16 protein-coding genes and 2 pseudogenes are annotated in these 19,338 nt (G+C 61.4%); 13 read left to right on the top strand and 5 right to left on the bottom strand.

All coding sequences use genetic code 11. The annotated features are described in order from the left end of the window. The first annotated feature begins 139 nt into the window (after positions 1–139). The 3 genes and pseudogenes from JG747_RS28850 (at position 140) to JG747_RS28840 (ending at position 5,353) form a co-directional block, all read left to right on the top strand. Positions 140–1,790, top strand: a pseudogene (locus tag JG747_RS28850) (ABC transporter substrate-binding protein). Between the two features lie 124 nt (positions 1,791–1,914). Beyond that, positions 1,915–4,335 (top strand): GcvT family protein, encoded by a 2,421-nt coding sequence (locus JG747_RS28845; RefSeq protein WP_038645039.1) that lies wholly within the window; start codon positions 1,915–1,917, stop codon positions 4,333–4,335. Positions 4,336–4,450: 115 nt separating this feature from the next. After that, positions 4,451–5,353 carry an SMP-30/gluconolactonase/LRE family protein gene (locus JG747_RS28840; RefSeq protein ID WP_064983414.1) on the top strand — a complete coding sequence of 301 codons (903 nt, stop codon included), beginning with the start codon at positions 4,451–4,453 and terminating at the stop codon, positions 5,351–5,353. A 90-nt stretch (positions 5,354–5,443) separates the two neighbouring features. On the opposite strand, the gene JG747_RS28835 is transcribed toward JG747_RS28840, so the two are convergent. Beyond that, positions 5,444–6,349 (bottom strand): allantoinase PuuE, encoded by a 906-nt coding sequence (locus JG747_RS28835; RefSeq protein ID WP_019856653.1) that lies wholly within the window; start codon positions 6,347–6,349, stop codon positions 5,444–5,446. Between the two features lie 47 nt (positions 6,350–6,396). Continuing rightward, the gene (locus tag JG747_RS28830) at positions 6,397–7,464 is read right to left on the bottom strand and encodes a pyridoxal phosphate-dependent aminotransferase (protein WP_202360533.1); all 1,068 of its coding nucleotides are present in this window, start codon (positions 7,462–7,464) and stop codon (positions 6,397–6,399) included. A gap of 386 nt (positions 7,465–7,850) precedes the next feature. Here JG747_RS28830 and JG747_RS37170 point away from each other — a divergent pair. Together JG747_RS37170 and JG747_RS28820 are read left to right on the top strand one after the other, a co-directional pair. Beyond that, positions 7,851–8,105, top strand: a pseudogene (locus JG747_RS37170) (3-keto-5-aminohexanoate cleavage protein); the annotation flags it as partial. Between the two features lie 432 nt (positions 8,106–8,537). After that, entirely contained in the window at positions 8,538–8,873 is a 336-nt protein-coding gene (locus JG747_RS28820) for a hypothetical protein (protein WP_244748255.1), read from the top strand. A 683-nt stretch (positions 8,874–9,556) separates the two neighbouring features. Here JG747_RS28820 and JG747_RS37685 read toward each other — a convergent pair. The 3 genes from JG747_RS37685 to JG747_RS28810 all read right to left on the bottom strand — a co-directional run bounded on the left by JG747_RS37685 (position 9,557) and on the right by JG747_RS28810 (position 11,286). Then, positions 9,557–9,805: a hypothetical protein gene (locus JG747_RS37685; RefSeq protein WP_342216757.1), complete on the bottom strand. Its 249-nt coding sequence runs from the start codon at positions 9,803–9,805 to the stop codon at positions 9,557–9,559. A gap of 17 nt (positions 9,806–9,822) precedes the next feature. Further along, on the bottom strand, positions 9,823–9,993 hold the full coding sequence (locus tag JG747_RS37680; protein WP_317452341.1) for a LysR family transcriptional regulator: 171 nt from the start codon (positions 9,991–9,993) through the stop codon (positions 9,823–9,825). A 150-nt stretch (positions 9,994–10,143) separates the two neighbouring features. Next, positions 10,144–11,286 (bottom strand): mandelate racemase/muconate lactonizing enzyme family protein, encoded by a 1,143-nt coding sequence (locus tag JG747_RS28810; RefSeq protein ID WP_027046557.1) that lies wholly within the window; start codon positions 11,284–11,286, stop codon positions 10,144–10,146. Positions 11,287–11,419: 133 nt separating this feature from the next. Between JG747_RS28810 and JG747_RS28805 the strand changes: the two genes are divergently transcribed. The 8 genes from JG747_RS28805 to fghA all read left to right on the top strand — a co-directional run bounded on the left by JG747_RS28805 (position 11,420) and on the right by fghA (position 19,324). Next, the gene (locus tag JG747_RS28805) at positions 11,420–12,055 is read left to right on the top strand and encodes a GntR family transcriptional regulator (RefSeq protein ID WP_446720621.1); all 636 of its coding nucleotides are present in this window, start codon (positions 11,420–11,422) and stop codon (positions 12,053–12,055) included. A gap of 126 nt (positions 12,056–12,181) precedes the next feature. Continuing rightward, the gene (locus tag JG747_RS28800; protein WP_202360530.1) at positions 12,182–13,420 is read left to right on the top strand and encodes an ABC transporter substrate-binding protein; all 1,239 of its coding nucleotides are present in this window, start codon (positions 12,182–12,184) and stop codon (positions 13,418–13,420) included. A gap of 107 nt (positions 13,421–13,527) precedes the next feature. Continuing rightward, positions 13,528–14,430 (top strand): carbohydrate ABC transporter permease, encoded by a 903-nt coding sequence (locus JG747_RS28795; RefSeq protein WP_244748251.1) that lies wholly within the window; start codon positions 13,528–13,530, stop codon positions 14,428–14,430. Next, positions 14,423–15,268: a carbohydrate ABC transporter permease gene (locus tag JG747_RS28790; protein WP_019856663.1), complete on the top strand. Its 846-nt coding sequence runs from the start codon at positions 14,423–14,425 to the stop codon at positions 15,266–15,268. Before JG747_RS28795 ends, JG747_RS28790 begins: the two co-directional genes overlap by 8 nt. Before the next feature lie 10 nt (positions 15,269–15,278). Further along, the gene (locus JG747_RS28785; protein ID WP_202360528.1) at positions 15,279–16,358 is read left to right on the top strand and encodes an ABC transporter ATP-binding protein; all 1,080 of its coding nucleotides are present in this window, start codon (positions 15,279–15,281) and stop codon (positions 16,356–16,358) included. A gap of 223 nt (positions 16,359–16,581) precedes the next feature. Beyond that, positions 16,582–18,198, top strand: coding sequence for a GMC family oxidoreductase (locus JG747_RS28780; protein WP_202360527.1), 1,617 nt, complete (start codon positions 16,582–16,584; stop codon positions 18,196–18,198). A 20-nt stretch (positions 18,199–18,218) separates the two neighbouring features. Continuing rightward, entirely contained in the window at positions 18,219–18,344 is a 126-nt protein-coding gene (locus JG747_RS37595) for a hypothetical protein (RefSeq protein ID WP_274609658.1), read from the top strand. Positions 18,345–18,451: 107 nt separating this feature from the next. Then, positions 18,452–19,324 (top strand): S-formylglutathione hydrolase, encoded by an 873-nt coding sequence (gene fghA, locus JG747_RS28775; RefSeq protein WP_038645056.1) that lies wholly within the window; start codon positions 18,452–18,454, stop codon positions 19,322–19,324. Positions 19,325–19,338: the final 14 nt, after the last annotated feature.

The raw sequence follows: 19,338 nt of genomic DNA, 5'->3' as shown, positions 1-19,338 counted from the left end.
CATCGTTTTTTTAGGCCTTTAGAACCGGGTTTTGGCGGTTCTTCGGGGCTTGAGCCCTTCCGGGATTTTTGCATCGCCCCTAACATGGCTGTCGCAAGGGGAATGTAACGGGCGGAAAGCCCTGAACCGGAGAACAACGATGACAATGTTCAAGAGCAACGGTGATCGCGTCCCGGCGGTCATCGAAAGCTACGCAGCCGAAGTCAAAAGCGGCAGGATGGATCGCCGCGAATTCCTGGCCATGGCAAGCGCGATGGGCGCTTCCACGGCATTCGCCTATTCGATGGCCGGCATCGCCCCGGCCAAGGCCGCGGCGATCGTGCCCGGCAAGAAGGGCGGCATCCTCAAGATGCAGATGATCATCAAGGACATGAAGGATCCGCGCTCCTGGGACTGGTCAGAGATCGCCAACGTCATGCGCCAGTGCAACGACTACATGATCCGCTACACCACCGACTTCACCTTCGAGGGCCATCTGGTCGAGAGCTGGGAGGTGAGCGACGACGCCACGGAATACACGCTGCATCTGCGCAAGGGCGTGAAGTGGTCGAACGGCGACGACTTCAACGCCGACGACATCGTCCACAACATCGAGCGCTGGTGCGACAAGGCGGCCGAAGGCAATTCGATGGCCGGCCGCATGGGCTCCCTGATCGATCCCGCCACCAAGAAAGCCGCCGCGGGCGCCATCACCAAGGTCGACGACCACACGGTGAAACTGAAATGCCATCAGTCCGACGTCACCATCATTCCAGGCTTTTCCGACTATCCGGCTGTCATCGTCCATCGCGACTTCGACAAGAACGGCGCGGACATGCTCAAGACGCCCGGCACCGGTCCCTATGAGCTGATCTCGTACAAGGTCGGCGAGTCGGCCTCGGTGCGGCGGCGCAAGGACTTCACCTGGTTCGGCGGCGAACCTTATCTCGACGGCGTCGATTGGACCGACTACGGATCGGACGCCTCCAACCCCGCCATCGCTAGCGCCTTCGAGGCCGGTCGACTGCAACTACCAGACCGTCGGCGGCACCGTCGATCTCTACGACAGCATGGGCCTGGTCAAGGAGGCGGTCGTCACCGCCGGCACCATCGTGCTGCGCACCAACGTGACCAACAAGCCCTATGACGACAAACGCGTGCGCAACGCCATCCAGCTCGCGGTCGACAACGAAACCGTGCTGAAGCTCGGCTACAGCGGCCTCGGACAGGTCGCGGAAAACCACCATGTCTGCCCGATCCATCCGGAATATTATGAATTGCCCAAAGTGCCGCGCGACATTGCCAAGGCCAAGGCGCTGATGACCGAGGCCGGTCAGATGGATCATGAATTCGAGCTCATCTCCTACGATTCGGACTATGTCAAAGACCCTGCCGACGTCGTCGCCGCGCAGATGCGCGAGGCCGGTTTCAAGGTCAAGCGCACCGTCATTCCGGGAGCCTCCTTCTGGAACGACTGGACGAAATACCCGTGGTCGACCACCGACTGGGGCATGCGGCCGCTCGGCGTCCAGGTGCTGGCGATCGCCTATCGCAGCGGTGAGGCCTGGAACGAGTCGGGCTACGCCAATCCGGAATTCGACAAGAAGCTCAATGCGGCGCTCGCCGTGGCGGATGTCGACAAGCGCAAGGAACTGATGAAGGACGTCGAGTTAATTCTGCAGGATTCCGGCATCCTCATCCAGGCGTTCTGGCGTTCGCTCTACCGGCACCATGCGACCTATGTGAAAAATCTCGGCATGCATCAGACATTCGAACTGCAGCTGGATAAGGTCTGGCTCGACAAGGCCTAGGCCGGGCCGTCACAGCAAATATCTCAGGGGCGCATGTTGCGCCCCTGACCTCGCCGGGCGACTGCGATTGACCCATCAGCTAAATCAAACGCCAAGATAAAGTCGCCGAACAAAGGGAAGAAACATGCGTACTCATGCACAAGCCGTCGTCATCGGCGGTGGTCTGATCGGCTGCTCGATCCTCTATCACCTTGCCAAGTTCGGCTGGACGGATGTCGTCCTTCTGGAGCGCAGCGAACTGACCTCCGGCTCGACCTGGCATGCGGCGGCCAACATTCACGGCCTGCATGATTCCACCAACATCAGCCGCCTCCAGCACTACACCATGGCGCTCTACAAGGAACTGGAAGCCGAGACCGGCCAGGGCTGCGGCATCTTCCAGCCGGGCTCGCTCTATCTCGCCCAGACCGAAGCGCGCGAGCACCAGCTAAGGCTGCAGGAAGCCAAGGCGCGGCGCTACAAGATGAATTTCTACGAAGTCGCGCGTGACGAGGCGGAGCGCCTGCACCCGCTGGTGGATTTCGACGGCATACGCTGCATCATGTACGAGCCGGAAGGCGGCAATGTCGATCCGTCCGGCGTCACCGCTGCATACGCCGCCGGCGCGCGCCAGCGCGGCGCCGAGATCCATCGCTTCACGCCGGTCACCGCCACCGAGGCGCAACCCGACGGCAGCTGGATCGTACGCACGCCGAAGGGCGACATCCACACGCAATGGGTGGTCAATGCCGCCGGCCTGTGGGGCAGGGAGGTCGCCGCGATGGCTGGCCTGCAGCTGCCGCTGATCCCGACAGAGCACCAGTATTTCGTCACCGAGACCATCCCGGAAATCGCCGCCATGGGCCGCCGCTTGCCTTCGGTCGCCGATCGCGACGGCGAGTACTATCTGCGCCAGGAAGGGCTGGGACTGCTCATCGGCGCCTACGAGCGCAAGATGAAGTTCTGGGCCGAGGACGGAACGCCACTGGATTTCGGCCACGAACTGTTTCCCGACGATCTCGACCGTATCGAAGAGAACATGCTGCGCGCGATCGCGCGCGTCCCGGCGGTCGGCACTGCCGGCGTCAAAAAGGTGATCAACGGACCCATGATTTGGTCGCCGGACAGCGCTGTCCTGTTCGGACCGGTGCCCGAACTCAACAATTATTTCTGCTGCAACGGCATCATTCCCGGCTTCTCGCAGTCGGGCGGCATGGGCAAGCTGGCAGCCGAGTGGATGATCGAGGGTGAGCCTTCGCTCGACATGTTCGCCTGGGACATGGCGCGCTTCGGTCAGTGGGCCGGGAAGTCCTTCACCAAGGCCCGCGTCGAGGATCAGTATAGCCATCGCTTCAAGATCCATTTCCCCAACGAGGAACGCACCGCCGGACGGCCCGTGCGAACCCGGCCTGCCTACGACAGGCAAAAAACGATGAACGCTGTTTTCGGCCTCAATTTCGGCTGGGAGCACCCGCTGTGGTTCGCCGCCGAGGGCGAGCCGCGCGAGGAGACGATTGGCTTCACCCGGCAGAACTGGTGGGGACCGGTGGGTCGCGAGGCGCGCATGCTGCGCGAACGCGCTGGCATCATCGACATCTCCAATTTCGCCAAATACGAGGTCAAGGGTCCCGGCTCCGAGTCCTGGCTCAATGCGCTGTTCGCCAACCGCATGCCGACAAGGTTAGGCCGTTCCTGCCTCACACCGCTGATCGGCAAGCGCGGCGGCATTGCCGGCGACTTCACCGTGACCAGGCTCGCGGAAGACGAATTCATGGTCATCGGTTCCGGCATGGCCGAGCGCTTCCATCAAAGGTTCTTCAAGGCCGTCCCGTTGCCGCAGGGCACGACCTTCCGCTCGCGCACCGAGGACCTTTGCGGCTTCAACGTGGCGGGACCGAGTTCGCGTGACCTGCTGCAGCGCTTGACCAATGAGGATCTGTCGAACGAGGCATTCCCCTTCATGGAGTCGCGCCGGATCACCGTCGCCGGCATCGATGTGGTGGCGCTCAGGGTCTCCTTCACCGGCGACCTTGGCTGGGAACTGCATTGCAAGGCCGCCGACCAGGTCGAGCTTTACGACGCGCTGCTCAAGGCCGGCAACGAAGTCGGGGCCGGACCGGTCGGATCGCGCGCGCTGATGTCGCTGCGCGTCGAAAAAGGTTATGGCAGCTGGAGCCGCGAATACTCGCCCGAATATTGGCCGCAGGAGGTCAAGTTCGATCGCCTTGTCAAAATGGACAAGGGCGCGTTCCTCAATCGCGATGCCTATGCCGCCATTGCCGAAAAGCCGGCACGCGACGAACTGATCATGCTGTCGATCGACGCCCGAGATGCCGACGCGACCGGAGGCGAGCCGATCTTCCTCGCCGACGGCACGCCGATTGGCCAGGTCTCCTCAGGCGCCTACGGTTATTTCGTCGAGCAGTCGCTGGCGCTCGGCTATGTCAAGGCAGGCTCCGCCAGGGCCGGCGACAAGGTCTCGGTCGCTATACTGGGAAGGCCGCATGAGGCGATCCTGCTGCCGCATCCGCCATTCGACCCCGAAGGCAAGCGGCTGCGCTCGTAGAGCCTCGGCTATCCGTTCGCCCGGTGAACCAACAGCGGAAACCGTTAGCCGGCCGGAAACGCCGGCGAAGCTGAACGAGGAAGATTTCGACCGCCTGCCAACAAAGGGGAATCGCATGATCAAACGGCATCTGCTGGGCACCATGTTTGCCCTGGCCCTCACATCCTCCGCGCATGCGGGAGACGTCAAGGTCATCAATGAAGACGCATGGTTCGCCGAAGGTCCGATCTGGTATCAGGACAAGCTCTTCTACGTCGAATATGGCCGCGGCACTGTGACCGTGTGGGACGGCAAGAAGAACGAAATATTCTGGAAGATGGACGGTTGTGGCCCTTCGGCGGTACTGCCGACGAGCACCGGCGAGTTTCTTGTCACCTGCTACGACAGCAACTCGATCGGCCGCATCTCCGCCGACGGCAAGACGCTGCCGGCCTACGACAAGGACACGGACGGCAATCCGTTCAGCGGACCGAATGACTTTGCGCCCGACAAGGATGGCGGCATCTACTTCACTGGGTCCGGCAAGGGCGGACCGCTGATCGACGCCTCGGCCTACTATATCGGCAAGGACGGCAGCGTGAGGAAGGTCGCCGGCGACCTGCACAATGCCAATGGTCTGGTCATGTCGAGCGACGGGAAAACCCTGTACCTGGTCGAGACCGAGGACAACAGGATCATCGAGTTCGACGTCCAGCCCGACCACAGCCTGTTGCACCGCCGTGTCTTCCTGCGCCTCGACGATCTGTTCCCGAACCAGCCACATATCTGGCCTGACGGTATCAAGATGGACAAGGCCGGCGAGATGTATATCGGTCAGAGCCCGCGCTCGCTCGACGCGCCAGGCAAGATCATCGTTGTCGACAAGGACGCGAAGCTGCTTCGCATGCTTTCGGTGCCGTCACCATCCATGCCGAACTTCGCCTTCGGACCGGATGAGAAGGTGCTCTACGTGATGGCGCTCGACCAGATCGATGCAGCGCCCTGGCACGGCAAGGTCTACGAGGTTCCGAACAAGTAGCGTGTTGCCGGCGGCCAGAGCAATTCCAGGAAAATTGTGAAGCGGTTTTCCGTCCGGAATTGCGTCAAAACAATGCAGCCGGACATCGTGTCAGCCACCGAATCGATCCAGCCAATGTTGGGCAAGGTCGGAGCGGCGGCAGATCCAGATGTCGGGATTGGCCCTGACTTTGTCGAGGAAGCGGGCGAGCCCGATCATCCGGCCGGGCCGGGCCGCCAGCCTGCAGTGCAGCGAGACGGTCATCATGCGTGGCGTGCGCCCGGCTTCGGCCAGCAGCCAGTCCACCCCATCGCTGACATATTCGAAGAACTGGCTGCCTGTCTCCAGGCCGGAGCCGCGCGAGAACCGGCTGTCATTGTTGTCGAAGCTGTGCGGCACGACCAGATGCCGCTTGGCATCGACGTCGACAAAATAGGGCAGGTCGTCATTGTAGTCGTCGCAGTCGAACAGGAAACCGCCGTGCTCCACCACCAGCCGCCGCGTGTTGAGACTGGGCCGGCCGGTGTACCAGCCGAGCGGGCGAATGCCGGTCAGGCGCTGGACGGTGTCCACCGTCAGCGCGATGTGATTGCGCTCCTCGGCTTCGCTCAGCGGCGCGTAATCGATCCAGCGCCAGCCATGGCAGACGATGTCGCTGCCAAGGGTCGCGATTGCCTTGCCGGCCGCCGGATTGAGTTGCAGCGCTCGTCCGACAACGTAGAAGGTCGGAATGATGTTCTTTTCCCGAAACAGCGAGGCCAATCGCCAGACGCCGACGCGTGAGCCGTATTCGTATAGCGATTCCATGTTGCGGTTGCGCAGGCCCGGCACCGCCGGAGACACGGCAAGGTCCGACAGGATCGCCTCGGAGACACCGTCGCCTTCGCCGATGCTGTATTCGGCGCCTTCCTCATAGTTGACGACGATGTTGAGTGCCAGCTTGGCGCCGCCCGGCCACTCAGCGGCCGGAGGCTTGTCGCCATAGCCGATGAAATCACGGACGGGCAAATACGGCATTCTCAAATCTCCTCAGGATGCAGTCGCAAGACATGCAGTCGCTGGATCTATTCACCGCGCATGTCGATGAGTATGTGCAGGGCCCGGTCCATCATCTCTTGCGGACCGACCGTCGCGCGCAGACAGTCCCTGAGGCCGTAACCGCCCAAGCTGCGGACGATGATCCCGGCGCCGCGCAATGTCTTCTCTGCTGCCTCCGCGGCGGCTGCGCTGGAGAAGCCAATCAGCACGAAGTTCGTTCGGCTTTCGGGAACATGGTAGCCGGCGGACCGCAGATCGTGCGCAAACTGATCGCGAATTCCAGCCGTCCGGGCCACCGTTTCGCGCATATAGGCCTGATCCGCCATGGCCGCCACGGCCATGGCGAGGCTTGACGTCGTGACCTGGTTCGAATTCTGCATTTTGCGCACTTGCGCCGCGACCGCAGGCGGAAACAATCCCCATCCGACGCGCGCGCCAGCCAGGCCATAGGCCTTGGAAAGCGTGCGCAACACGACGGTATCGCCACGCGCGACAAGCGCAAAGACAGGTTTTGGATCCTGATCGTCGAACTCGCCATAGGCTTGGTCGACAACCAGCAGTACATCCCTTGGCAAGCCGGCGCGCAAGCGCAGCAGTTCGGCGTTCGGGATTACAGTGCCGGTCGGATTTCCGGGATTGCAGACGAAGACGATCCGCGTTGCCGGCGTGAGGGTCGTGAGAATGTTGTCAACCGAAACGGCGAAATCCCGTTCAGGGGCCTTAAGATAGATCGCATCGACGCGCGCAACGGCGGAGGCCACGAAATTATAAGCGTAAGAGGTGCCCAGAACCTGGCTACCCGGTCCCGAAAAGGCTGCGATGGTGCAGCTTATCAGATCCATCGAACCGGCACCGCACAAGGTCAAATCCGGCTCGGCACCATAGGCCTGCGCAATCGCCTTGCGTAATTCCGTCCAGTCCGGATCAGGATAGAGATGGCTGCGGGTCATCGCGTCTCTGCCGGCAGCAATCGCTCTGGGGCTGGGCGGAAAGGCGCTTTCGTTCTGTGCAAGGGTCGTCCGATCGTAGCCGCCGAAATTCGCCAGTGCGAACGCAGACATGGCCTCTATGTGGGCCGCTGCTTTCAGATGCATGATTGGTCCTTGGGAAACATGCTGGCGGTCACCTCGCGAGCCACCCCCTGCCGAACGACACAAGGCAAGCTACAATCCGCCTGCGCATGCACAAGCAAAAACTATCCGTGCAATGGCTTCGAAATTCTGGCCCTTGTTAGACAAGCTGTCACCAAGCCTGCTGGCGACCTCCTCGCTCGAAGTGTCTCTCCAAAGCGGGAACAAAGGTGATGAAACACCGCGTCGAATACCGGCCTCTCGCTGGTGCCCACACGCCGGCGCGTGGCCTTTCAGGACCAGTAGAACAATCGTCGCTTCCCGTGCAAGGAAAGGACCAGCCCGTGGCCGACCTGTCGAAGAAAGTCATCATCACCTGTGCCGTCACCGGCGGCATCCACACGCCGACCATGTCGGATGCGCTGCCTTTCACGCCGGACGACATTGCCCGCCAGTCGATCGAAGCGGCCGAGGCAGGTGCCTCGATCCTGCATCTGCACGCACGCGATCCGAAGGATGGCCGTCCAACGCCGGACCCGGCGGTGTTCATGCAGTTCCTGCCGCGCATCAAGCAGGCGACCGACGCGGTCATCAACGTCACCACCGGCGGCGGCCTCAACATGAGCGTCGAGCAGCGGCTGGCCGCTCCCCTCTTGGCCAAACCGGCGGTTGGCCGGCGCCACCACCCGTTTGGTCGTCGTGGGTCGAACTGCATCTCCAAGCACGAAAAGTCTTTCCAGGCAGCGCACGGCGCTGCCACTAGGTGACTCTCGGCTTCGGGCATACTACACAGGCTGATTGATCTGAAACGCAGTCGTGCGCGGATGTAAAGCGCGATAAACATGACATCGGGCCGCGGTCTAGAATGACGTGGAATTAGGCGCGTCCACTGCCCAACGACGCTTGATGACGGGGAGAATTCTATGCGAAACACCATGCTGGGTTTCGTGGCAGTTGCCCTGGCTGCGTGCCAATCGCCTCCTCCAGTGCCCCACCACACCGCTCTCGAGCCTGCGTCAGAGCCTGCTACCGTCCCTCCTCAACCCGTCTTGGATCCCGGCGTGGTTCCTCCTCGCTCGGCAATCATGGATCAATCCGTGACAATCACTCCCCCTGCAAAGGGCATTCCGACAAAGTACGCGGCATTTTCGGGTATGTGGGCTGGACGATTGGAGGGGACGTATGAAGCCAAAGTCGCGGTGCAGACGATTTCTCCAAATGGCGAAGTGACGGTCACCTTTGCATGGGGGAATCTGGGCGACAACAATCCAGGAGAGGCCGCCGGCGTCGGAAAAATCGTAGGCAGGACATTGAAACTTGGGCGCCTACCGAACGGCGCGGACGTCAGTCTTGTGATGCTGTCGGATGACACCCTTGCCGGAACCTATACGCTTGCCGGCCAGACCTACACGGGGATGTTCATCAGGCAATGATAAAGCAATCATCTAACTGATCGCATTGATGGTGCATCGCCTTCAGGGTTCTGACTGGTGCTGCAATTCACTGTGTGGACATTGCAGTCGTGGCGACAGGACTGGCGCAAAGCGGCCGAGCGGCCAAAGGTAGGTCAGTCGGAGATCGGCGGCGGCAAGCGGGGCAGTGGATGGATACTCCAGGAAAGACACGTAACGGTACTTTTCAGTTTCTGGCGGCGAGGACATATCGGCACCTGAAGTCGACCGAAAATCGCGATTGACTGCGACTGATGCTGAAATCTCAGGATATCGTTCATGGCGATTTGCCCTTTAAAATCAAAAAGCGTAACCAGCTAGATCAATAACCTAGCTGAGTTGGAACAATCGAGTGGGGAGTAACGGATGGAAACGGCGGCGTTAGCTTAGTTTCGGTGACGACTGTCGCTATCAAAAGTGTTCTCGTGTCCGTATCTCACTTCCACTGAACTGGCATTCTCCATCTCCGATCTGGCAAGCCTGATCTGCGCCACGCCCCCTATGTAAAGATCTTTCAAAAAGGGAGAGGGCTACAGCGTAGAACGCGTGCACAAAAGGCGGGTCTGCTTCGCACTGCTTGTCATTCCGGCCGACTTGACCGCCAACCTTTTTTGACTCGCCGCCCCGGTCGAGCACTGTGCACGCAAAACCCGCAGCTCGGCCGTTCAGGTCCCGATCTCGGCAACGACCGTCCCCGAAACGGGATCGGTCACGCTGAGGTCGCCGCCGAGATCCTCCAGCATGTCACGCATCGTATCCAAAAGGCCGATCATTTGCGGTCGCGCCGCCGCGAGGCTGTCCATGTCGTTCCATTCACCGACGTTCAGAGGCGCCACGTCGCTGCTTTGCACAGCCTTGGCGAGCGACTTGGCGAAAGTCGCGGCATCATAACATTGCTGTAACAGGGGCAGCATGCGCCGGCCGAGTTCGGTCAGGTGCGAATGCTGGCGCTGGCGTCGGAGGCGTTCGCCCCCAACCCCTCTTCGAGCGTCTTGATCGCACGCGTCAATGCAGGCTGCGTGACGTTGCATTCCTCAGCCGCTCTCGTGAAACTTAACGTGCTGGACAGGGCCAGAAAGTAGCGGACCTGCTGCATCTCCATGAACTTTCGCCCCCTTTGGCGACGATTTTTGTCCCTTCAAAAAGCAGACATTGACATCAACAGCCATTGCGCCCCGGTCCAAGCCCCTCACTTTGAACCAACGACGATAGTGGGCCGACCGCCGCAGCCCTGGTCTGGGCTTCATCTTCTCTACTGCTTCACGGGAAGGCGTGGATTTTCCGGCGCGGCGCCGAGCTCCGACCGTGCCAGGCGCCTTGGCCTGATCCATTCGCCGCGCGCCTTTTCCGATAGGACCAATCCATGGCCTGGCCGATCGGGCGCGTAGGCGTAGCCGTCCCGGATTTCGATAGGCTGTTCCACCAGATGATCGAAGTTCTGAAATGAATATTCCAGCCATTCGACCTCGGGAAGCGCGGCCGCCATATGCACGCCGACCTCCAGGAACGTGTTGCCGATGCTGATCGGTATCCCGAGTTCGGCCGCCAGCCAGCCGATGCGCATGACATCCGTCACCTGGCCGTGGACATTCAGGATATCGGCCGCATGGGCTTCCAGGAGCAGCCGTTTGCCCTGGAGATCCAGATACTCGCCGCTGTTGATCTGGGTCCATGTGACGGCATGCCTGAGTGTTCTCAACCCTTCATGGTCGTGACGCAGGATTGGATCCTCGACCCACAGAAGTTCGTGGCCGGCCTCGCGGATCGCCACCAACTTCGTGAGCGCCTCCTTAGAGGTCCAGGCCTCGTTCGGATCGATCATGATTTTGGACCCGGCCGGGACACAAGCCTTCAACAGTTCCAAGCGCCTCAGGTCGCGGTCGAAATCCTGGTGGCCGACCTTGATCTTGAAAGCCGAGTAGCCAATCGAAGCCGCGTGGGAGAACAGCGAGACGAAGGCCTCATCGTCGAGGTGAAAATCGAGACCGCTGGCATAGGCTTTCACCCGGTTGCGGCGACTTCCAAGCAAGACATGAAGGGGCAGGCCAGCTTCTTTGGCCGCAAGATCCCAAAGCGCTACCTGAATCGCTTCGTGAAAGGGCAGGGAGTAAGCCCGCTGATTGCCGCCGCGCGGGCGGTGCACACGGTGGACCAGGGCGATCGCCCTGTTTCCCTTCAGGCTCGGCCAAACCTCATGTTCGAAAACGCTCTCGATCTCTTGCTGATCAGGCAGTGGATTGAAGAGCGTCTGGATGAATCCCAGCCCCACCTCGCCACTCTCGGAAACGAGCTCCAGTGCGGCGACGTTGACATCGTCGGCCCGAACCTGGCTGTCCCCGATTACCCGGTCGCGGGCGAACTGAAATCGGGTTATACGAAAATGCGAAAGGCTCATCACAAGGGCTTTCTGATCGGTTACGATATCCAACTGATCTATCAGATGGTATCTTAGTACCGGACCAATGGAGGGGCCGCAAGTGGCGGGCAAGGCAAAAACGGACTCTTCTCCCCTCGTGGCGGCCGCCCGCATGAGCGATGTCGCCTATGAACGAATCCTTGAGGGCTTGTTCGACCGGCGCGTGCCGGCCGGGGCATTCATCTCGCAAAACGAATTGTCCGCGATCGTCGACGTGCCTGTTGCCCCGCTTCGCGACGCCCTGCGTGTTCTTGAGGCGGAAGGGATCCTGACCATCCACCCGCGCTCCGGCATCCAGTTCGTCAGGCCCGGCCTGGAGCTTACGCGTGCCACCTACCAGTTCCGCTCCATCGTCGAGCGCGCCGCGATCCGTGTCTTTGCGGAACAAGGCGATGAAGCCGTCATGAATGACTTGGAAATCCGGCATTCCAGGCTGCTTCGACGCGTCGAGCGCGATGGTCTCGGAAAAGAACAACTGGAGGAGATGGACGCGCTGGAGGGAGAGTTGCACGGCGCGGTCATCGCCGCGCTGCGCAATCCGCTGATCGACAGCACCTACCGGCGCATGCACAATTATCTGCGTCTGCTGCGGCTCGACAGGAAGATCACGACACCCATCATGGTCCGGACGCTCAAGGAGCACCTCGATATCCTAGAGGCTTGCGGCACAAGGAATGCCGACGCCGCCGAGGCAAAACTGCAGGCGCATTTCCAGGCGGCGATGCAGCGAAGCCTGGGTCTCGTCTGACAGGTCAATCGTGATCCGTCGCTTAGTCCAGTTGCGCGCCGGGCGGTTGCATGGCGTGGGAAAGGATGCTACCCAAACTTCAACTGATCGATCAGATTGATGATCTGATATCTTGGAGGAGATAGGATGCAGTTGAACAAGAGGCAGTTTCTCATGGGTACGGCGGCCCTGGCGATGGCAGGGCATATCGGCGGCGCCCGTGCCGCGAGTGCCATCAGTTACTGGCACCATTTCACCAGCCAGTCGGAAATGGCCAGCCTGCTGAAGATCATCGCATTGTTTCAGGCGGCCAATGCCGATGTGGCGGTGACGCAGGAGAACATCCCGAACTCTGAATATATGGCAAAGGTCTCGTCGGCCGTGCTGGCCGGTGGCCGTCCGGATACCGCCATGGTGATCGCCGAGCGTTTCGCCGATCTCACCGCGATGGAGGGGTTGATTGATCTTACCGAGCGCGTGAACGGCTGGAAGGGCAAGGCCAATTTCCCCGAAAATCGCTGGACCGGGCTTTCCAGCAACGGCGCCATCTATGCGGTTCCCGCCTTCGCCTTCGTCGATTGGATGTACTACCGTGCCGACTATTTCGAGGAAGCCGGGTTGGCCGGGCCGCCCCGGAATTTCGACGAATTCCTGAGCGCTTGCCGCAAGCTGACCGACCCGTCGAAGGGTAGATATGCCTTTGGCATGCGCGCCGGCGCCGGCGGTTTCAAATATGTTATCGATGTCATGGAGGCGTTCGGCTCGCCGATCGTCAAGGATGGGCAGCCAGCCATCGACAAGGCAGCGGCGATCGAGGCGATAACGTTCTATTCCGATCTCTTCCTGAAGGAAAAGGTCGTGCCGCCGAGCGCGCCCAACGACAGCTACCGCCAGATCATGGAGGGCTTCCGCACCGGGCAGACGGCAATGGTGTGGCACCACACCGGTTCGCTGAATGAAATCTCGGCCGCGATGAAGCAGGGCAAACAATTCTCGACCGCACCCATGCCGGCGGGTCCGAAGGCGCATGTCGCTCGCGTTGCCTACGCCGGCAATGGCATCATGAAGGAAGACAATATAGAGGCCGCCTGGCGCTGGGTGAGTTTCTGGGGCGAGACCGATGCTGCCCTGGCCTTGCTCGAAGGCACGGGTTATTTCCCGGCCTCCGCCGCTGCCCTGCAAGATCCGCGGATCACCGGCAATCCAATCTATCACGCGGCGGTCGAAACGCTCGAGTTCGGACGTCTGCCGAACAATTTCGTGGGCGCGGCGGGCTGGTCCGAAAATGTCGTCAATCCCGCCTTCCAAGCAGTGCTCACGGGCCAGTCGACACCGGAGCAGGCTGTGGACCGTATGATCCAGGGCCTCGAGGCCGCCCTTCGCTGATACATCCCTGCACGGCCGGCTCCGGCGTGCGGCCATGCGTTGAACGCAACGGGACGATGCATTCGCATCGCGGATCCATGACATCAAGCTCAAGCGGATATCGGCCATTGCGGGCTCTCGGCGAATTGTCCGAGACCCGCTACTGGATGTATTTGCTGCTCCTTCCCAGCCTCGTCATGATCCTGCTGGTGATCGCCTATCCGACGCTTTACGGCATGGCCATCAGTTTTCGCGAGATGCGTCTGACGCGTCCCGGTCTGGGTGGCTGGGTCGGCTTCAAACATTATGCAGCAATGTGGTCCGATCCTGTCTTCTGGATCGCCCTGAAGAACACGGTCGTCTGGGTCACCGCGGCCGTCGTGCTGGAATTGGCGCTCGGCCTTCTCGCCGCGACCGCCCTCAACAGGGATTTGCCGGGCACGAAGATCTTCGCCGTGCTGATCCTGCTTCCCTATTTCCTGCCCAACGTCGTGGCGGGTCATATGTGGGCCCTGCTGCTCGATCCGAGGCTTGGGGTCATCAACGATCTTCTCGTCCGCGCGGGCGTCCTGCACACCTACAAGGCATGGTTCGCGGATCCCAATACCGCGCTTGCGGCGACCGTCCTTGTCGAGGCGTGGCACGGATTTCCATTCTTCGCGCTGCTGTTGCTCGCGGGCCTGAAGAGCATTCCCGAAGATCTCTACAAGGCAGCCGCGGTGGACGGCGCGGGCGTCCCGGCGCAGCTCAGGCTGATCACCTTGCCGATGCTCAAGACCGTGATTGCGGCGGCGGTGATCCTGCGCGTCATCGGGCTGGTCAATTCGCCCGATCTGCTCCTCATTCTCACCGGTGGCGGACCGGGAGATGCCACGCAGGTCCTGTCGCTATACGCCTTCCAGACCGCGTACAAGGAATTCAATTTCGGCTACGCATCCGCCCTGTCGGTGGTGATGTTCGTGATCCTGATGATCTTCGCGGCGGCATATATCCGCCTGTCCAGGATCACCAAGGGAGACGGCGATGATTGAAAGCAAGCGCCGCCGGCGGGTGATCGCCAACATCGCCACCTACTTGGTCCTCGCGACCCTGTCGATGTTCTGCATCGGTCCGATGATCTGGATGTTTCTGACATCGCTAAAATACGAGGCCGACATCGTCACCCAGACCATGCAGTACATACCGAGGCGCGTCACCTTCGACAATTATGTGGCGATCTGGACGCAGTCCGGCTTCCCGCGGCTGATAGCCAACAGCCTGGTCGTCACCTTCCTGACGGTGACGATCTGCGTCGCCACGGGCACGCTTGCCGCCTATGCATTTTCACGCTTCGCATTTCGCGGCCGAACGCAGCTCATGCTCGGCTATCTCGTCGTGCGCATGTTCCCCGCCGTGATGATGATCATTCCCCTTTATGTCGTCATGCGTGGCGTCGGCCTCGTCGACAGCCGTTTCGGACTTGCGCTTGCCTATACGAGTTTCCTTTTGCCGCTGTTCGTGTGGATGCTCAAAGGTTTCTTTGATTCCGCACCCAAGGAACTCGAGAGCGCGGCGCGCATCGACGGCTCGACAAGGCTTGGCGCCATGGTTCGCATCGTCATGCCGCTTGCGCGCAACGGTCTGGTGGCAAGTTCGGTGTTCATTGCCATCGCTGCCTGGAACGAGTTCTTGTTCGCCCTGATGCTGACGACAGGGCAGGGATCACGCACCTGGCCCGTGGGCCTGCAGTTGATGGTCGGCGAATTCCAGCTTCCATGGGGTGTGCTGGCGGCAGGCGGCATTCTCAGCATCCTGCCTGTCATCGTCCTCTTCGCCATCGTCCAGCGAACCATGGTTCAGGGGCTGACCGCGGGCGCCATCAAAGGTTAGGAGCATTCGCATGGCGACACTTTCCATCAAGGACGTGCGCAAGTCCTATGGCTCCGTAGAGGTCCTTCACGGGGTCGATATCGAGCTCGAGGACGGAGGCTTTCTGGTTCTGCTTGGGCCGTCCGGATGCGGCAAGTCGACCCTGCTCAACATGATTGCGGGCCTCGACGACACGTCCGGCGGCGACATCCTGATCGGCGGACGCTCGGTCGTGGATCTCGCGCCCAAGGACCGCAATATCGCGATGGTGTTCCAGTCCTATGCACTTTACCCGACCATGTCGGTGGAGCGAAATATCGGCTTCGGATTGGAAATGCGTGGCGTGGACGCCGATCAGCGCAAGCGCGCCGTCGACGACGCCGCGCGGCTGCTGCAGATTTCGCATCTGCTCGACCGACGCCCCGCCAATCTTTCGGGAGGACAGCGGCAGCGCGTTGCAATGGGGCGGGCGATCGTGCGCGACCCGGAGCTGTTCCTTTTTGACGAGCCGCTTTCCAATCTCGATGCAAAGCTTCGTGTGGAAATGCGCACGGAGATCAAGCGCCTGCACGAGCGTCTCGGCACGAGCATCGTCTATGTGACACATGATCAGATCGAGGCGATGACGCTGGCCACCAAGGTGGCGGTGATGAAGGGCGGCCATATCCAGCAGTTTGCCGATCCTCGCACCATCTATGAACGGCCCGCCAACGTGTTCGTCGCAAGTTTCATCGGATCGCCGGCGATGAACTTCCTGCCCGGGCGCCTGGTCTCGGACGCGAATGGCGTGCGTTTCGCGGCGAGCGGCGTGTCGGTCGCATTGCAGGCCGGCAAGCGGCCGGTTGATTCAGAGCGCCCTGTGATCCTCGGCATAAGGCCTGAAGAACTGAAGGTGGCCGGGCGCGATGAAGCTTCGGTCACCGGGGTGATCGATGTCGTGGAGCCTACAGGGCCTGAAACCATGGTGACGGTGCAGGTTGGCGACCAGTCGATCATCGCCCGCCTGCCGCCGAGGTTTGCAGGCCGGCGAAACGAGCCGATATTCCTTGCCGTCGATCCGGCCAGCGCCAACCTGTTCGACCCCGGCAGCGAGCAGCGCATCGATATCTAGACTAGGGGACCGACACCACGGCGCTTCTGGCGCAACGCGGTTTCGGTCATCGGCCAAAGCATAGCCGAAGCCGGCATCGGTGCCGGCGAGATCGTTGCCATCGGCTGCAGCGGCCATGGGTGGCGGTTGCCGAGGCCTACGCGGGAGGGTATCGCCTTTATGGCGAGATCAACCAGGCGATGATTCCGATGTGGGAGCGCATCGCCGCACGGCAGGCACGCACGTGAGCGAAACTTCACCATCCCCTTTCGGCGATTACGACTACGTCATCGTCGGTGCCGGCTCTGCCGGCTGCGTGCTCGCCAACCGGCTCTCGGCCGATCCGCGCAACCGGGTGCTGCTGCTCGAAGCCGGCGGCAGCGACCGCTATCACTGGGTCGATATCCCGATCGGCTACCTCTTCTGCATGGGCAATCCGCGCACCGACTGGATGATGAAGACCGAACCGGAAGCCGGTCTCAACGGACGCAGCCTCAACTATCCGCGCGGCAAGGTGCTTGGTGGCTGTTCGTCGATCAACGGCATGATCTACATGCGTGGCCAGGCAGCCGACTATGACGGCTGGCGACAGGCCGGCAATGTCGGCTGGGGTTGGGACGATGTGCTGCCGTATTTCCGCAAGTCGGAAGACTATCACGGCGGCAGGAGTGCCATGCACGGCAGCGGCGGCGAGTGGCGGGTCGAACGGCAGCGTCTGTCCTGGCCGATCCTCGACGCGTTCCGGGAAGCCGCCGAGGAACTCGGCATTCCCCGCACCGAAGATTTCAACACCGGCACCAATGAAGGCTCGGGATATTTCGAGGTCAACCAGCGGCAAGGGGTGCGCTGGAACACATCGAAGGCATTTTTGCGCGGCATTGCCGCGCGTCAGAATCTGCGCGTGGTGACGGGGGCTGAGACGGAACGGCTCGAATTCGACGGCCGACGCGTCACCGGACTGCTCTTCCGCCAAGGCGACCGCCTGCACAAGGTCAGCGCCGGACAGACGATCCTTGCTGCCGGTGCCATCAACTCGCCGAAGATCCTCGAACTGTCGGGGGTGGGGCGCCCTGACCTGCTTTCGAGCATTGGCGTGGATGTTCGACACGCCTTGCCGGGTGTTGGCGAAAATCTGCAGGACCATCTGCAGATACGCACGGTTTTCAAGGTCGCCAATGCCGCGACGCTCAACCAGCGCTATCACAATCTGATCAGCCGCGCGGGGATGGGTGTGGAATATGCGCTCAAACGCAGCGGGCCGTTGTCGATGGCGCCGAGCCAGCTCGGCATTTTTGCCAGGAGCGATCCGCGCCTCGCAACACCTGATCTGGAATATCATGTGCAACCGCTCAGCACAGACCGTCTGGGCGAGCCGCTGCATCGCTTTCCCGCGGTCACCGTGTCGGTCTGCAATCTGCGCCCGGAAAGCCGGGGTGCCGTGCATATGGCATCGTCCGATCCGCGCGAGGCGACGAAGATCCGGCCGAACTATCTCTCCACCACGGGAGACCGCAGCGTCGCGGTCGCATCGCTGCGCCATGTGCGCAGCCTGATGAAGGCACGGGCCGTGGCACGCTTTGCGCCCGAAGAGATGCTGCCCGGTACGCAATATGACAGCGACGAAGACCTTATCCGCAAGGCCGGGGATATCGGCACGACGATTTTCCACCCGGTCGGTACCTGCAAGATGGGTTCGGACTCGATGGCGGTGGTCGACGACCGGCTACGCGTTCACGGGCTTGCCGGACTGCGCGTGGTCGATGCCTCGATCATGCCGACAATCGTCTCGGGCAACACCAACTCTCCGGTCGTCATGATCGCCGAGAAGGCAGCGGAGATGATCCTGCTGGATCCGCGCTAATAATGTCGTGGCGATGTGCGTTGTCCTCGGATGCCGAAGCCGCCGCGACCCATGGCGGCCACCGCTTGGCGCAGGAGCTGGACGAACATGATATCGGCGATGCGCTGCCGTTCCGGCGGGAAATGACGGCTCTGGCGGCGGAATAGGCCGGAGCTGCTCTCGCGACCATGGTCCAAATCCATCAGGGTTGCCGCGGTCCCGGCCCATGCCGTAGACAGGCGGCCGTGAAGGACGTTGGCGGAGAAGAAACAAGATGTCGGACCGGATGAAGACCCTCTCCTCGGCCAAGTCGCATGGCGGCGTGCAGGGCGTCTATTCCCATGCTTCGGACGCCTGCTCTTGCGACATGATTTTCGCCGTCTTCGTGCCGCCGCAGGCGCGTGAGAAACCTTGCCCCGTCGTCTGGTACCTCTCCGGCCTCACCTGCACCCATGCCAATGTGATGGACAAGGGGGAATACCGGCGCATGGCCGCGGAGCTTGGCCTGATCGTCGTCTGTCCCGATACCAGCCCGCGCGGCGCCGATATTCCCGACGAGAAGGACAATTGGCAGTTCGGCAGCGGCGCCGGCTTCTACCTCGACGCCAAGCAGGCGCCCTACGCCACGAACTACCGCATGTATTCCTATGTCACCGAGGAATTGCCGGCGTTGATCGCGCAGGAGTTTCCAGCCGATATGACGCGCCAGGCGATCTTCGGCCATTCGATGGGCGGGCATGGCGCGCTGACGATCGCGCTCAAAAATCCCGAGCGCTTCAAAAGCTGCTCGGCCTTTGCGCCGATCGTGCAGCCAAGCACCGCCGGCTGGTCGCGGCCCGCCCTCGAAAAATACCTCGGCGCCGACGAGGCTTCATGGCGGGGCTACGATGCCACCTTGCTCATCGAGGATGGCCACCGTTTCCCCGAGCTTTTCGTCGATCAGGGGACGTCGGACGGCTTTCTCAAGGACGGGCTGAGGCCGTGGCTGCTGGAAGCGGCCTGCGCCAAGGCCGGCATTGCGCTGACCTTGCGCATGCAGGACGGCTACGACCATTCGTATTTCTTCATTTCGACATTCATGGACGACCATCTGAGATGGCACGCCGAAAGACTGGCTGACCCGGTTCGTGGCACCGGGTCACGCTGAAGCAACGGCATATC

It is taken from the genome of Mesorhizobium sp. 131-3-5 (assembly GCF_016756575.1).
GTDB lineage: Bacteria > Pseudomonadota > Alphaproteobacteria > Rhizobiales > Rhizobiaceae > Mesorhizobium > Mesorhizobium jarvisii.
Note: the sequence above shows the minus strand (reverse complement) of the source record. Positions and strands in the feature narration are given on the sequence as shown.

Excerpts from the sequence above, each read along its gene's own strand:
- JG747_RS28845 (WP_038645039.1), top strand. The coding sequence starts at position 1,915 with ATGCGTACTCATGCACAAGCCGTCGTCATCGGCGGTGGTCTGATCGGC.
- JG747_RS28840 (WP_064983414.1), top strand. The coding sequence starts at position 4,451 with ATGATCAAACGGCATCTGCTGGGCACCATGTTTGCCCTGGCCCTCACA.
- JG747_RS28835 (WP_019856653.1), bottom strand. The coding sequence starts at position 6,349 with ATGCCGTATTTGCCCGTCCGTGATTTCATCGGCTATGGCGACAAGCCT.
- JG747_RS28830 (WP_202360533.1), bottom strand. The coding sequence starts at position 7,464 with ATGCATCTGAAAGCAGCGGCCCACATAGAGGCCATGTCTGCGTTCGCA.
- JG747_RS37685 (WP_342216757.1), bottom strand. The coding sequence starts at position 9,805 with ATGCTGCCCCTGTTACAGCAATGTTATGATGCCGCGACTTTCGCCAAG.
- JG747_RS37680 (WP_317452341.1), bottom strand. The coding sequence starts at position 9,993 with ATGGAGATGCAGCAGGTCCGCTACTTTCTGGCCCTGTCCAGCACGTTA.
- JG747_RS28810 (WP_027046557.1), bottom strand. The coding sequence starts at position 11,286 with ATGAGCCTTTCGCATTTTCGTATAACCCGATTTCAGTTCGCCCGCGAC.
- JG747_RS28805 (WP_446720621.1), top strand. The coding sequence starts at position 11,420 with ATGAGCGATGTCGCCTATGAACGAATCCTTGAGGGCTTGTTCGACCGG.
- JG747_RS28800 (WP_202360530.1), top strand. The coding sequence starts at position 12,182 with ATGCAGTTGAACAAGAGGCAGTTTCTCATGGGTACGGCGGCCCTGGCG.
- JG747_RS28790 (WP_019856663.1), top strand. The coding sequence starts at position 14,423 with ATGATTGAAAGCAAGCGCCGCCGGCGGGTGATCGCCAACATCGCCACC.
- JG747_RS28785 (WP_202360528.1), top strand. The coding sequence starts at position 15,279 with ATGGCGACACTTTCCATCAAGGACGTGCGCAAGTCCTATGGCTCCGTA.
- fghA (WP_038645056.1), top strand. The coding sequence starts at position 18,452 with ATGTCGGACCGGATGAAGACCCTCTCCTCGGCCAAGTCGCATGGCGGC.